This is a genomic window from Endozoicomonas sp. 4G (assembly GCF_023822025.1).
In the GTDB taxonomy this organism is placed as follows: domain Bacteria; phylum Pseudomonadota; class Gammaproteobacteria; order Pseudomonadales; family Endozoicomonadaceae; genus Endozoicomonas_A.
In genome coordinates this window covers 1,662,193-1,676,003 of record NZ_CP082909.1, presented here as the reverse complement: position 1 = coordinate 1,676,003, position 13,811 = coordinate 1,662,193, and the positions used below count along the sequence as shown (strand labels likewise).

At 49.2% G+C, this 13,811-nt stretch carries 14 protein-coding genes; 3 read left to right on the top strand and 11 right to left on the bottom strand.

Features of this window, described 5'->3' with window-relative positions; genetic code table 11:
- The first annotated feature begins 111 nt into the window (after positions 1 to 111).
- Together K7B67_RS06510 and K7B67_RS06505 are read left to right on the top strand one after the other, a co-directional pair.
- Positions 112 to 1,734 carry an IS1182 family transposase gene (locus tag K7B67_RS06510; protein WP_252179545.1) on the top strand — a complete coding sequence of 541 codons (1,623 nt, stop codon included), beginning with the start codon at positions 112 to 114 and terminating at the stop codon, positions 1,732 to 1,734.
- A 62-nt stretch (positions 1,735 to 1,796) separates the two neighbouring features.
- Entirely contained in the window at positions 1,797 to 2,048 is a 252-nt protein-coding gene (locus K7B67_RS06505; RefSeq protein ID WP_252179544.1) for a hypothetical protein, read from the top strand.
- An 82-nt stretch (positions 2,049 to 2,130) separates the two neighbouring features.
- Here the strand turns inward: K7B67_RS06505 and K7B67_RS06500 are convergent, their stop codons facing one another.
- Positions 2,131 to 2,547 carry a PIN domain-containing protein gene (locus K7B67_RS06500; RefSeq protein ID WP_252179543.1) on the bottom strand — a complete coding sequence of 139 codons (417 nt, stop codon included), beginning with the start codon at positions 2,545 to 2,547 and terminating at the stop codon, positions 2,131 to 2,133.
- Positions 2,547 to 2,780, bottom strand: coding sequence for a type II toxin-antitoxin system VapB family antitoxin (vapB, locus tag K7B67_RS06495; RefSeq protein ID WP_252179542.1), 234 nt, complete (start codon positions 2,778 to 2,780; stop codon positions 2,547 to 2,549). The genes K7B67_RS06500 and vapB overlap by 1 nt, the downstream gene beginning before the upstream one ends.
- Positions 2,781 to 2,884: 104 nt before the next feature.
- On the opposite strand from vapB, the gene K7B67_RS06490 reads away from it, so the two are divergent.
- Positions 2,885 to 3,115: a hypothetical protein gene (locus K7B67_RS06490; RefSeq protein WP_252179541.1), complete on the top strand. Its 231-nt coding sequence runs from the start codon at positions 2,885 to 2,887 to the stop codon at positions 3,113 to 3,115.
- Positions 3,116 to 3,279: 164 nt separating this feature from the next.
- Here K7B67_RS06490 and accD read toward each other — a convergent pair whose 3' ends face one another.
- The 9 genes from accD to K7B67_RS06445 form a co-directional block, all read right to left on the bottom strand.
- Positions 3,280 to 4,209: an acetyl-CoA carboxylase, carboxyltransferase subunit beta gene (gene accD, locus K7B67_RS06485; protein ID WP_252179540.1), complete on the bottom strand. Its 930-nt coding sequence runs from the start codon at positions 4,207 to 4,209 to the stop codon at positions 3,280 to 3,282.
- Between the two features lie 91 nt (positions 4,210 to 4,300).
- Complete coding sequence (gene trpA / locus K7B67_RS06480) at positions 4,301 to 5,101, bottom strand: tryptophan synthase subunit alpha (RefSeq protein WP_346658262.1); 801 nt, start codon at positions 5,099 to 5,101, stop codon at positions 4,301 to 4,303.
- Between the two features lie 20 nt (positions 5,102 to 5,121).
- Complete coding sequence (gene trpB / locus K7B67_RS06475) at positions 5,122 to 6,336, bottom strand: tryptophan synthase subunit beta (RefSeq protein ID WP_252179539.1); 1,215 nt, start codon at positions 6,334 to 6,336, stop codon at positions 5,122 to 5,124.
- Positions 6,333 to 6,944 carry a phosphoribosylanthranilate isomerase gene (locus tag K7B67_RS06470; protein WP_252179538.1) on the bottom strand — a complete coding sequence of 204 codons (612 nt, stop codon included), beginning with the start codon at positions 6,942 to 6,944 and terminating at the stop codon, positions 6,333 to 6,335. The genes trpB and K7B67_RS06470 overlap by 4 nt, the downstream gene beginning before the upstream one ends.
- A gap of 314 nt (positions 6,945 to 7,258) precedes the next feature.
- Positions 7,259 to 8,182: a hypothetical protein gene (locus tag K7B67_RS06465; protein WP_252179537.1), complete on the bottom strand. Its 924-nt coding sequence runs from the start codon at positions 8,180 to 8,182 to the stop codon at positions 7,259 to 7,261.
- A 125-nt stretch (positions 8,183 to 8,307) separates the two neighbouring features.
- The gene (locus tag K7B67_RS06460) at positions 8,308 to 9,354 is read right to left on the bottom strand and encodes a KTSC domain-containing protein (RefSeq protein WP_252179536.1); all 1,047 of its coding nucleotides are present in this window, start codon (positions 9,352 to 9,354) and stop codon (positions 8,308 to 8,310) included.
- A gap of 16 nt (positions 9,355 to 9,370) precedes the next feature.
- Positions 9,371 to 10,291, bottom strand: coding sequence for a hypothetical protein (locus tag K7B67_RS06455; protein WP_252179535.1), 921 nt, complete (start codon positions 10,289 to 10,291; stop codon positions 9,371 to 9,373).
- A 105-nt stretch (positions 10,292 to 10,396) separates the two neighbouring features.
- On the bottom strand, positions 10,397 to 11,200 hold the full coding sequence (gene truA / locus K7B67_RS06450) for a tRNA pseudouridine(38-40) synthase TruA (RefSeq protein ID WP_252179534.1): 804 nt from the start codon (positions 11,198 to 11,200) through the stop codon (positions 10,397 to 10,399).
- Between the two features lie 144 nt (positions 11,201 to 11,344).
- Positions 11,345 to 13,783, bottom strand: a complete 2,439-nt coding sequence (locus K7B67_RS06445; protein ID WP_252179533.1) for a FimV/HubP family polar landmark protein — start codon at positions 13,781 to 13,783, stop codon at positions 11,345 to 11,347.
- Between the last annotated feature and the right edge of the window lie 28 nt (positions 13,784 to 13,811).

The window sequence follows — 13,811 nt, the reverse complement described above, 5'->3', positions numbered from 1 at the left end:
CGTGTACCAGCTTGTTAGGTAAGGTATGCATTCCCACGCAGAGCGAGGGTGTCGCGAAACCCAAGACAAACAGGTATCATTGTCTTGATATCTGTTTGCTCGTGATGACCGATGACAACCAAACAAAAAATCAAAGTGCACCAGCCTCCCCAGCAGGATATGTTTTCTCCTGCTCCTTCCGAGAGACAAAAGCTACGCACAATCCGCCATTCATCACGGCGATTTATTCATCCTGATGCTGACGAGATCTTTTTGTCCGGCCATCCGTTGCGTCAGCATCTGGAGATGACCAACGACAAAACTCCTTTTGTTATTTCAGACTTGCTGGATGAACAGGACTGGTCTGTTTTTGAGCAAGACTATGCAGAATCCGGTCGCCCACCTTATGCACCGCGCTGCATGGCTGGATTGATTTTGTATGCAATTATTAATGGCGTCACTTCCCTCAGGTTTATTGAGCGAATGGCTCGGATGGATTTGGGTTGTATGTGGGTCAGTGGCGGTATATTTCCGGATCATGCCAATATCGGACGATTTATCACCCGGCATCAAGAAGCCCTGAATGGCTCCTTTTTCGAGGCATTAACTCAGTCAGTACTCAACCGCACAGGGTCAGCAAATGACTCAGTCGCTGGAGATGGAACCTTAATTGAGGCTGCTTGCTCCAACTACAAATTGATCAAAGAAGAAGCAGCTCGCGCAGCGGTTGAGGAAAGCAAAGCCCGATTAGAAAAGGCACCTGATGATGAGTCCTTGAAAGAAGCACTGACCCATCAAACAGAAGTGTACGACACATTACAGGAGCGTCAGGCAAAGCAAAAACGCAGGGGCAAAAAAAACACATCGGACACAAGGATAAGTCCAACAGAGCCAGAAGCCGCCCGCCACAAAATGAAACGGGGCAGAGGGTATGCACAGGCTTATCTTCCCTCTGTGCTAGCTAATGAAGAACGAGTGGTTCTGGCTGCTGCTGTTGATCCAACCAATGAAGCCGCAGTGATCCCTCAGATGATGGATCAGGCAGAACGCATAATAGGCAAAACACCGGAAGAGCTGCTGGTCGACGGTAGTTACTTTACAGACAGCGTGATTAATGACTCGCTGGCAAGAGATGTCAGCCTACTGTGTCCAGAAAGTGGTAATCCGGGCAAGCCTAAAAAGAATCAGAAATTCCATAAAGGCAGCTTCCGATATGAATCGGAAGAGGATGCGTACATATGCCCGGCAGGTCAGAAACTAACGCTCATCTATCGCCCGAGAAATCCGAGCCACTCGAAGGCGCAATGGACTTATGGCGGTGCAGCCTGCAGTGATTGCCCGTTGAGAAAGCAATGCACCACTAGCAAGGCTGGGCGAAAAATCAGGCGCTTTGCTATGGATAGCGTTAAAGATGAGCTGCGCCGGGTTATGGAGCATCCAGCGGCAAAGAAGGCTTATAAGAAACGTCAAGGGATGGTTGAGCCAGTGTTCAGTTATTTACGAACTGTTCAGGGGCTAAACCGCTTCCGCCGTCGGGGATTAGACTCAGTGAAGCTGGAGTTTAACCTTCACCTTCTGGCTTATAACCTGAGCAGGGCAGTAGCCTTTGCTTTGCAGCGTTTATTTACAGTGATTTGGGAAATATTAGCGATCATCCGCACTCAATGGCTAATAATCGCTAGAACCCAAAATTTAAAATTGTCGCATGGGGGTGGCAAGTTTTTTAGAGTTGCCTGCGCTCATGAAACTGTTTAACGGTTTTGCAACACCCTCAGAGCGTGGGAACGAGTCGCAAACACTCCAGCGAGATCAATCTTATGTCCATGGCAGTCCAAAGCGTAAAATTTGAACAGGAAACACTTGATAAACTCAGTGAGCTGGCGCGGATAAGAGATCAAGATATCTCCTATCTAATTCTTGAAGCTGTGATTGACTTCATAGAGAAGTCAGAGTGGCAAATAGAAGAGGTTAAAAAGACACTGCAGGGGATTGATTCTGGAGAAGTGTCTACAAGGCCGCTGGGTGAGTTTTTGGCAGAAACCAAAGAAAACCTGTTTCAAAAGTCATGACTCGTTCTCACGCTGGAGAGGATGGGAACAAGTCCAAAACACAGAGAAACACAGTGGGTCAGGTCTTGATTCTTGCTACCCGTTATGTCAAGGGTTGCGACCAGTCTTCAACCTCTAAACCCGGCACTCTACAAAATTCTTTAGTGTTATTGGTGATCACGGTCAATTCCAGACTTCGGGCATGCCCAGCTATCATATTGTCATAGCTACCAATCAGCTGACCAGTAGATTTCAGAAAGTATCGAATTTGAGAAGAGTGCTCCGCTGCATCCTCGTTAAAATCTAGTATCGGGATAACACTAAGGAGAGTATTTAACTCTTCCTGTTTTTTCTCCCGAAGTCTTTTTGGGGCGCAGCAAATGCCAAACATAAGCTCATCAACAGTAACCGCCGATATAAACATACGGCCATTGTTGCTTTTGAAATGCTCTTTGATACTACCTTTGTCGTGTCCTCTCAGAATGTGAATCAGTACATTGGTGTCAAGTAAGTATTTCATTATGACCAATCTCCAAAATCACGTTCTTGTGGTAGAGGCTGTTCTCTCTCAGGGTAATCCGGACAGACCGTGATGTTGTCAAAAAATTCGTCCCAGTCCACATCTACGGGTGAAATGGTTAAAGTATTCCCTTGTCGCTGGATTTGAACGTGCTTTACATTTTCGGGAAACGCAAACTCTTTGGGAATGCGTACAGCCTGCGTTCTGTTGTTTTTGAAAATCGTCGTTTTCATATTCGAACCTCTCTTGTATATACCTGAGTATATACTAGATTAAAAATTCAGGCCTTTCCTACAGATCTATGGGGGGTTGCTAGAGCGTATTCCAGGAGCTGATTATGATTAAATTGATAAAAGCTGAGTGGTTGTACGATAAAGAAATTCGACTTTCTTTTTCTGATGGTTCCTACGGAGTGATGGATTTTTCTCCGTTGTTGTCTAAAAAAACAGCTATGACATTACCCTTGGAGAGTTCACAGTATTTTTGCCGTTTTTTCCTTGAGTTGGGCGCTTTGTGCTCCACCCTTCGTCCGTTCACCCTGAGCGGAGTCGAAGGGCGCTCAGGGTGAACGGGGTTTGGGTGCCATTAATAAAGGGAACCCATCCATTACATTGAAAGCGTGTACCAGCTTGTTAGGTAAGGTATGCATTCCCACGCAGAGCGTGGGAACGAGAGGTTAGACTTTTTCGACACCCTCTGGAGCCAGGGAACGAGCCACAAACTTTTCAACCATCACCCAGCCGCCGAAACCACCTCTTCCTCAACTTCACTAAAGTCCGAATCCGGCTCAACCGGCACAGGGGCGATTCCCTGCATTTTTCTGCAAAGACGAGCGATTGTCGAGCGCATGTCACCCCGGTCAACAATCATATCGATGACACCGTGCTCCAGCAGGAACTCACTTCGCTGAAAGCCTTCCGGCAACTTTTCACGAACGGTCTGCTCGATCACCCGCGGGCCGGCAAAACCGATTAATGCACCCGGCTCGGCAATATTGATATCACCCAGCATGGCCAGTGAGGCGGAAACACCGCCATAAACGGGATCGGTCAGTACCGAGAAATAAGGCACACCCTGTTGTTTCAAACGCTCTAACGCTGCGCTGGTTTTTGCCATCTGCATCAGGGAGAACAAGGCTTCCTGCATACGGGCACCGCCACTGGCCGAGAAACAGACAAAAGGAATCTTCAGTTCCAGACTTAGCTCTGCGGCTCGGGCAAATTTCTCGCCCACCACAGAACCCATTGAACCGCCCATAAAGCTGAATTCAAACGCTACAGCGACCACAGGCAGGCCATCCAGATAGCCTTTCATGGCGACCAGGGCGTCTTTTTCACCGGTCTGTTTTTGCGCCGAGGCCAGACGATCTTTGTATTTTTTTGAATCCCGGAACTTGAGCTTATCGACAGGCTCTATCTCTGAAAACAGCTCTTCAGTACTGTTTTTATCCAGAAAATATTCCAGACGCTTGCGGGCACCGATCCGCATGTGATGGCTGCATTTTGGACAAACGTCCAAATTTCTTTCAAGCTCTGGACGATACAGGACCGACTCACACTTTACGCACTTGCGCCACAACCCTTCCGGCACATTACTGCTTTTCTGCTGGCTCGCAGAACGTGACAGCGAAGGTATCAGTTTGTCGACTAGCCAGTTACTCATTAACTTAACGCTTCCTGTCTATTGGCAAGACTGAAAACGAGAGCGCCTGAAAATCCCGAGCGCTCCCTTTCGTCTGCCCTGATTGATCGGATTAATCTTTATCCATTGCCTGACGCATGGCTTCCAGATGGCCAGAGACCCGTTCGACAGCGCTGTCACCCTGGCTTTCATAGTGGGCCAGTTCAGAGACCAACAGAGATCCCACCACCACACCGTCAGCCACCGAAGCAATGGCCGCTGCCGACTCACCATCACGAATACCAAAGCCGACACCGACTGGCAGGTCGGTAAACCCTTTGATATGAGCCACTCGGGACTGAACACTGTCCAGATCCAGCGCATTCGAGCCTGTTACTCCTTTTACGGAAACGTAATAGACGAATCCTGAAGCAACGGCACAGATCTTTTTAATACGCTCATCGGTGGTTGTGGGTGTAATCAGGTTGATCATATCAATCTGCCTGGGTTTTAACTGCGCCACCAGATCGCCAGCAAACTCTGCCGGCAGATCAACAATCAGGACACCGTCGACACCGGCTTGGGCGGCCCGGTTTGCAAACCGCTCATAACCCATGATTTCTATCGGGTTCAGGTAGCCCATCAGGACAATCGGGGTAGTATTATCGTGTTCCCTGAAGCGAGTTACCATTGAAAAAACGTGATTCAATGTAACACCTTGTGATAATGCCCGCTCATGAGCCTCTGCAATCACCGGTCCGTCGGCCACGGGATCCGAGAACGGGAACCCAAGCTCAATCAGGTTAGCACCGCTGGCGACCATCCTGTGCATAATGTCGACGGTCTTTTCCGCCGGATCACCTGCCGTCATGTAGGGCATCAGAGCCTTACTGCCTTGCGAAGACAATCGTTCAAAGCACTGTTTGATTCTCATGATAATTCCCCCCTCAACGCTTAGAACGTCAGTCCATCAATTTCAGCCACGGTATGAATATCCTTGTCGCCCCGGCCCGACAGGTTGACCAGGATAATCCGGTCCTTTGCCAGGGTTGGCGCCAGTTTCTCGGCAAAGGCCAGGGCATGTGAGCTTTCCAGGGCTGGCATAATGCCTTCCATACGGGTCAGGTTTCTGAAAGCAGCCAGTGCCTCATCATCGGTGATACAAGGGTATTCAGCACGGCCAACCGCTCTGAGGTGACTGTGCTCAGGACCAACACCGGGGTAATCCAATCCGGCTGATACGGAATAGCTTTCTACTATCTGACCATCGTCGTCACACATCAGGTAACTGCGTTGCCCCTGGAAAACGCCTTGTCTTTCGCCAGACATTCTGGCCGCATGTTCCCCAGACTCAACACCGTGACCACCGGCTTCAACGCCGTAGATTTTAACCTCTTCGTCCGGCAGGAATTCATGGAACAAACCCATGGCGTTAGAGCCACCGCCGACACAGGCCACCAGCGCATCTGGCAAACGTCCGGTCATTTCCAGGCACTGCCTGCGGGCTTCACGACCAATCACACTCTGGAAATTACGCACCATTTCCGGATACGGATGAGGGCCACACACGGTTCCCAGGATATAGAAAGTCTCTTCCGGACGGGTTACCCAGTCGCGCAGTGCTTCGTTGATGGCGTCTTTCAGTGTTTGCGAGCCACTTTCTACCGGCACCACCGTGGCCCCAAGTAACTTCATTCGGTAAACATTCAGCGCCTGACGTTTAACGTCTTTGGCGCCCATGTACACCACGCACTCCAGACCCAGTCTTGCGGCAACAGTAGCGGTAGCGACACCGTGCTGACCGGCACCGGTTTCAGCAATAATCCGCTTTTTACCCATGTGTTTGGCCAGCAGCGCCTGACCAATGGCATGGTTGATTTTGTGGGCACCGGTATGGTTCAGGTCTTCACGCTTCAAGTAGATTTGTGCACCACCGAGGCTCTCAGACCAGCGTTCAGCATGATAGAGCGGGGACGGCCTGCCTACGTAATGAGCCAGATCACGATCAAAGTCGGCCTGAAACTCTGCATCATCCCAGAGCTTTTTGTAAGTGGATTCCAGCTCTTCAAGCACACACATCAGTGTTTCAGCGACGTAGCGTCCACCAAAACGGCCAAAGTGACCGGTTTCATCCGGCAGGTCTTGCAACTTTTTATAATCTACAGTCATTGTCTTACCGCCTCGACAAAGGCTTTCATCTTTTCGGGGTCTTTGCCCCAGTCATTCTCTACACCACTGCTAACGTCTACAGCAAAAGGCGCAACCTGTTCTATGGCATGGGAAACGTTATCAGGATTCAGGCCACCCGCCAGGATAACAGGCTTATCCAGATGGTCGGGAATCAGCTGCCAGTCAAAAGCCTCGCCGGTTCCACCGGGCACACCTTTACGGTAAGAATCCAGAAGCAAACCACAGGCACCGGGGTAAGCAGCTGCGCTTTCTTCAACAGACATCCCGGGACGCACTCTGAGTGCCTTGATATATCGTCTTCGCCATCGCCCACACTCCTGATCCGTCTCATTACCATGAAACTGCAACAGATCCAGCGGAACCTGATTCAGAACGTTCCGGATAACCGCTTCTTCTGCGTCAACAAATAAGCCCACCAGCGTGATAAAAGGCGGGGTGGCAGTGGCAATTTCCCGAGCCCTACTAACGGACACAAACCGTCTACTGTGCTGATAAAACACCAGGCCCAGCGCATCAGCACCGGCATTAACCGCGGCCAGCGCTTCTTCTACCGAGGTAACTCCACAGACCTTGATCCGAGTCTTCAACAATACCTCTCCTGTAAATACCTATAGCCAGTGAATGAAAAAGCAGGGGGTGAAGTATGAACGAAAGCAGGGGGTGGATGTTAGCAGAAACGGTAGAGCCTTGTCTCATGGTGATGACATCCTCCCCGCCCTGAAAGAAGTTACGACAGTCACTCACTGGTGCAGGTTTCAATGTAATTGATGGGTTCTCGCTATCAATGGCACCCAAACTCCGCTCAGGATGAACGGGGTTCGGGCGCTCAGTATGAACGGGGTTTGGGTGCTTAGGATGAACGAGGGGGCTGTATGGATATCAAGGACTGGCTGCACTAGAACTATTCGGTAGAACCATTCACTGAGAAATTACATTGACTCGCAAAATCTTCAGGTAATGTATAGGGCACCCCACTCAGATGGCTATTCATTTTATTCCATGCTTTTATACGCTCTAACGTGTTATATATTTTTGCTCTCATTTTATGGCGAAATGCCGTGGAATTCCCGTCCATCACATGCAAAAGACAAAGAACTGCCGCACCCGACTCATCGCTCAATTCAATGATTTTTTCTCTGTCATAGGCATTCTCCAGTTTCTTCTGACTTACTTTCGCCAACTGTCTGGCCGCCTTCCTTTCCTGTTCAGAATCGGTTAGAACCCTCTCAATAAACCGCTCAATATCATCACGAACACCATCTTGATTACTGTCAATTCCTGCTAAGCCAATCAAGCCATCCTCACCAGGATCGGGCGGCAGATCAAAAAACCAGCGGGTTTCAACAGATTGCAGACATTGCTCCCAGGCAAGGCTTCTGAAACGCTTATTTTTGTTCAATATCAGACAATAGCGACTGCCCCTGAACTGAAAGCTCAGGCGTTGCTGCAGGTACTCAACCGGATAAAGGATACCGAATCTGCGCTCAGATGTGACTGGATAGAATTGCTTGCGCCATCGGAAAACATTCAGCGCCCTGCCTTCCACAGAAACCACCTCACCTTCACCCACCTCCCAGTCCTGTATTCTGCTCTGATCACAAGAATGGGAGTGGGCCAACCTTCCGCCGCTGAAGTAAGGTAGCCAGTTGAGCTTTTTTTTAATATTTTGGCTCCATTGGTCTCGTTCCTTCGAACCCTCCTGAAGACAAACTCCCTGCTCCTGAACGCCCCATTCCAGTGATCCGGCCTGAGCTGTGCCAGTCAAGAGCGATAGAGTCGCAACGCAGGCAACAAAGCCTACTATAGACAGATGTCGTTTTCTCATGATCCTTCCCTGTTTGCCTTAAGACAGTCACTAAAGATAACAATTGATAATGCTGGAGGCTTTATTCAATAAGAAACCCTTGCCGAAATGAAAAAACAAGAGCCAACTCAAAGGTAAAACTCACTTTAGTTCAAACGTCTGGAAGGGTATTGCCCCCTGATTGCCAGATTATAATAACGGCCAGCAGATTCAGCAGACATCAAATCCTGATAGACACTCTCTGGCACATCATAATATCGATACAAACTGTCAGACTCCACAAACTGGATTTCCAGTATCTGTGCTGTCGGATCATAGCCCGCAGAAGCCAACGCCGATGAGCCTAATGACTGCCGATCAAAAGGCAGGGTTTCCAGACTGTATGCAACGCTTCTGATCTGCTCCCTCAACATCTGGCCACTGGGATCACCCGAAAGATAACTCATCACAAAGCTATGATTCTTCCAGTCGTCGCTCACCGTCGTGTTTGTTACATTGGCGGGCAGAGGCCCAAAAGCAGCACTTCGCAATACATTAATCACCAGATCATCAGAAAGCGTCAGATATCGAGTCACACTCTGCTGATCAGCTGGATAACTCAAAGGGTAACCCACCTGGCTGGCAGGCGTGGCTACTGACACCACACCCATTAGCTTCAACTCATTCCAGGCAATACCGGCAGTCGAAGCCTGATAAACCAAACGCCAGGACTCATTACCGTAAAAGTTCCCCTGGGAATGAGCCACCAGCAGCACTTTCCGGCATTGGCTAATATCTTGCGAATACTGGCGCACATGCCTGCGAAGGTCACTGTCGAAAACATAACTGAATGCATCGTAGCTAGTCACAACCAGCTCCAGCCCCTCACGGAACCAGTCAGGTGCAGACTCTATTCCTGCCAGCCACAGTAAAATATTACTGTAATCCTGTAACAACTTTTGTCGCGCCACTTCGAGCATTTGATCAACAGGGTTTTCATTGTAGTTGTAAGAAAGCTTATAGCTGACCCGGTAGCCAGGAAGCTGACTTCTCAATAGTCGAATTAAACTATTCCTTGATTCTCGAGCAGCCTTTTGACTATTGAACATTCCATTACCGTAGTACAGGGCCAGTTCGGGTGAAGAAACCCGACATTCACTTGCATTCGCCATTGAAGCAGCGAGCAAAAACAGCATCATTAAATAGTTTTTCATATTCTTCCCTGAAATTTCAGTTCTGCTCTTCACGTTTAAAATGACATTGACTCTCCAAGTCATCAGTCAAGGTAAATATCATACCGCTGAAGTAACTGTTTATTTTGCTCCATGCTTTCAATCTTTCTACCGTGTTGTACGTTTTTGCCTCTAACTCCAAGAGAAATTTTGTTGCCTTATCCTCCATAACAAATGACATACAGTCCAATGCAGCACCTGTTTCAGGCTCAAGAGCCATCACTGCATCCCGGTCGTATGCAATTATCAACTCTTTCTGAAGACTACCCGCCAATGACAAAGCAGCTCTTTTATCCTCTTCAGAGCCCTCTAATACTTTCTCAATAAACCGCTCAACATCATCACGAACACCATCTTGATCACTGTCAATTCCTGCTAAACCGATCAAGCCATCCTCACCAGGATCGGGCGGCAGATCGAATAACCAGCGGGTTTCCACAGATTGCAGACATTGCTCCCAGGCAAGGCTTCTAAAACGCTTATTTTTGTTCAATATCAGACAATAGCGACTGCCTCTGAACTGAAAGCTCAGGCGTTGCTGCAGGTACTCAACCGGATAAAGGATACCGAATCTGCGCTCAGATGTGACTGGATAGAATTGCTTGCGCCATCGGAAAACATTCAGCGCCCTGCCTTCCACAGAAACCACCTCACCTTCACCCACCTCCCAGTCCTGTATTCTGCTCTGATCACAAGAATGAGAGTGGGCCAACCTTCCACCGCTGAAGTAAGGTAGCCAGTTGAGCTTTTTTTTAATATTTTGGCTCCATTGGTCTCGTTCCTTCGAACCCTCCTGAAGACAAACTCCCTGCTCCTGAACGCCCCATTCCAGTGATCCGGCCTGAGCTGTGCCAGTCAAGAGCGACAGAGTTGCAACGCAGGCAGCAAAGCCTACTATAGACAGATGTCGTTTTCTCATGATCCTTCCCTGATCGTCTTAAAACAGCCATCAAAAATATTAATCGATAAAACCGAATGCCTTATTCAATAAGAAACCTCTTATGTAAGCAAGTTGTCAAGCCTTCTACCAGGGCAGTACTGAAGCCACAAAAAAAGGATTCGGCTCACTGTTTGGCAGTTCATACTCTGCTGGATAGCCTACATCGACAAAATAAAGGCCATGGGGCTTGGCAGTCGTTCCCCCTTCAGAACGTTTTCGGGCATCCAACACGTCTTTGGCCCAGACCGGTGGTTTTCTACCCGCTCCAATCTCAAGCAGAACGCCGGTGATGTTTCTTACCATATGATGAAGAAAAGCATTGGCCCTGACGTCAATCACCACCATATCGCCATGTCTGTAGACATTGAGATGCTGAATTTCACGCACCGCATGTTTGGCCTGGCACTGAACTGCACGGTACGAATCAAAATCATGCTCACCAACAAGATACTGCCCGGCGATATTCATCCACTCTACATCCAGTGGCCGATAGTAGAAGGTGACACCTTTGGGTAGATGAGCGGGCCGCACCGGGCGGTTAAGAATCACATAGCGATATCGGCGCCACAGGGCGGAGTAGCGAGCGTGGAAATCGTCAGGTACAGGCTGAACCCAGTTAAAGGTGATGTCATCCGGCAAGTTGGAATTTCCACCAAAGGTCCAGCCATAGCCGCTACGCACTGACTCTGTGTCAAAATGAATAATCTGGTTGCAACCATGCACCCCGGCATCGGTTCTTCCGGCACAAACGACAGAGACAGAATGATTGGCAACTTTTGACAACGCCTTTTCTACAGCAGCCTGAACCGAGGGAAGCCCCGACTTCAGACTCTGCCACCCGTGATAACGGGAACCATCGTATTGAACACTGGCAGCTAATCGCGGCATGAAAAATACTCACTCCATCCATTAAAGGGAGAGGAATTTATCAGGAGGCAGAAAGAATTGGTAGGGGGCCAGCAAGCCGAATAAGAAAAGCCCGGATCTACCCAGGCTTTTGTAAAGTTTCAATTCAGAAATGATTAAATCGTCTTAACCCGTTTGTTCCATCAATACCTGAGCCTCCTGCTTCTGCTCGTCGCTGCCAGAATCCAGCACTTCCTGCAGAATATCCCGGGCACCTTCATGATCACCCATGTCGATGTAGGCTCTTGCCAGATCCAACTTGGTGGCTACTTCATCGTCATCAGACAAGAAGTCCAGATCATCATCCTGCAGAACTGACTCCAGGTCAGGCAAACCATCATCAAAGCTCAGAGACTCTTCTTCAGCATCGGCACTGTCATCGTCCAGTCCAAGATCAAGATCCAGGTCATCCGACAGATCATCCGCCAGATCATCGACTGGAGCAGGCTCATCTTCCTGAGCGGACAGGTCTTTCGACAGTTCCAGGTCTTCCAACTGGAAGTCCAGATCACCAACCGACTCTATATCAGGTAGCTCTGTATCAAACGACTCTGCATCAAACGACTCTGTATCAGACGACTCAGCCAGTTCATTTTCAAGTTCCAGTTCATCCAGATCAAACTCCAGATCCCCCAGATCGCCGTCCGCATCAACATCGTTATCATCGGTGAGTGCATCATTCAGGTCAAATGACTCAAAATCGTCATCTTTCTCCTCAGCAACTGCTTGTGAGGGAGCCTCTCCTGAGAAAGCTTCGGTCGGGAACCGGGCTTTATAGGTATCAGCCTGACGCAGGGCATCCTGATCATTCAGCGACTCAACACCCGTCAGGGCTTCTTTAAAGTTTTCCAGATCATTATTCTCAGCGTGAACTTCCAGCAGCTTGAGTCTCAGGTCCGAGCGACCCGGCTCTTTTTCAATGGCTTTTTCCAGTAGCTCAACCGCTTGTGGGAATCGACCGTAGGCAATATAGATATCGGCTTCACTGATCGCATCATCGGTTTGCTGAGTCGTCTCTTCTGGCTCTTCTGGCTCTTCATCTTCCTGCAGGCTGTCTTCATCGATTTCGAGCATCTCATCCAGTTCGAGCTCTTCCTGATCCTCTTGCAGGGGCTCTTGAGGGATCAACGACATAGGCTCCAGACCAGACTCTTCTTCAATCTCATCCTCGTCTTCTTCCTGCTTACGACGGCGGTAGACTAAAAGAGCCGCAATCAAACCTAATGGCAACGCAGCTGACAAAGCCAGGTAAAGCGGATGGCTGAACAGGAAGCTCAGGAAACCAGTCTCAGGTTCTGGTTGCACCGGCGCTGAAGCCGGTTTGGCTTCCTGTGTTTTTTGCTCAGGTGTTCCGGTAGACGCTCCGGTAGACTGCTGCGTCAATGCAGCCAGCTGGTCATCTTTAAGGTCTATCAGTCGTTTCAGGGTACTGATCTGATCATCAAGATCTTTCAAACGGCTCTTAAGCTCTTCGTTTTCGCGAGCCAGCTTATCCATCGTCTCGCGCGTCATGGCCAGCTCATTCTTCAGAGCCGTGGTTGTCGCATCGGTTGAATGGCCCCCCAGATCACTGCCGGTTCCGGAGCTATTATCCGTGGCAACAATCGACAGACGCCCATTATTTTCAGCATTGTCTCCATCCGAATCAGAAGAGCTTCGTCGTGTAGCATCCAGCTGCTCGAGGCGAGCCTGCCAGTCACGATTCTGTCGAGCCACCTCGCCTACTGCATCCTGGAAACTCATCGCTTCAATTTCTTCTCTGACAGGTACTCGCAATACCTGCCCTTTCTTGAGGCGATTGATATTATTTTGCATGAAAGCTTGGGGATTCTTTTTCTGCAGGGCCAGCATTGTCTGCTGAATACTCAGCTCACTGCCCGGTCTCACCCTTTTGGCAATATCCCAGAGATAATCATTAGGTTGCACATCATAGGTATCTGGTCGGCTTTGTCCGGAATAACTGCCAACACCGCGAACAGGCTCTTCCCTGACCGGAGTCGCCTGAATCGGCCTGACTATTTCTTTTGAAGCTATTCCTTCTGAAGTTATTTCTTCTGAAGCGCCCTGATCAAATGGATTCACATTCTGACTACGCGACGGCGTAGGCAAACCACCGTTGTACGTCAGAGTAGAAGCAGGCATTACCGGTGCTGCGGGTTCCTCGCTGAATGCCGGTGGATCCAGAAGCATGGTGTATTCCCGGAGCAACCGACCACTGGGCCAGTGCACTTCTAACAGGAAATTAAGAAAAGGTTCACGCACCGGCTGATGACTGGTGACGTGAATAAAACCGGTACCATCCTCTCTCAGGACGGTCTTAAACTTCATGCCTGTTAAACTGAAAGGTCTGTCAAGCCCTGCCCGCTGAAAATCGGAACGACTGGCAAGATTGGGCAGTATCTCGTTTCGGGTCAGCTCTCTGACTTGCAGCAATTCAATCTCGGCATCCAATGGTTGATTGAGCGCCGAATTCAAGCGCACTTCGCCCAAACCCAGCGCATGAACCAGACCGGAACCCAATGCTCCCGATATGGCCATAGCTGCTACAAGCTTTTGCAGTTTCATTATTAGTCCTTGTTATCTGCGCGTATCA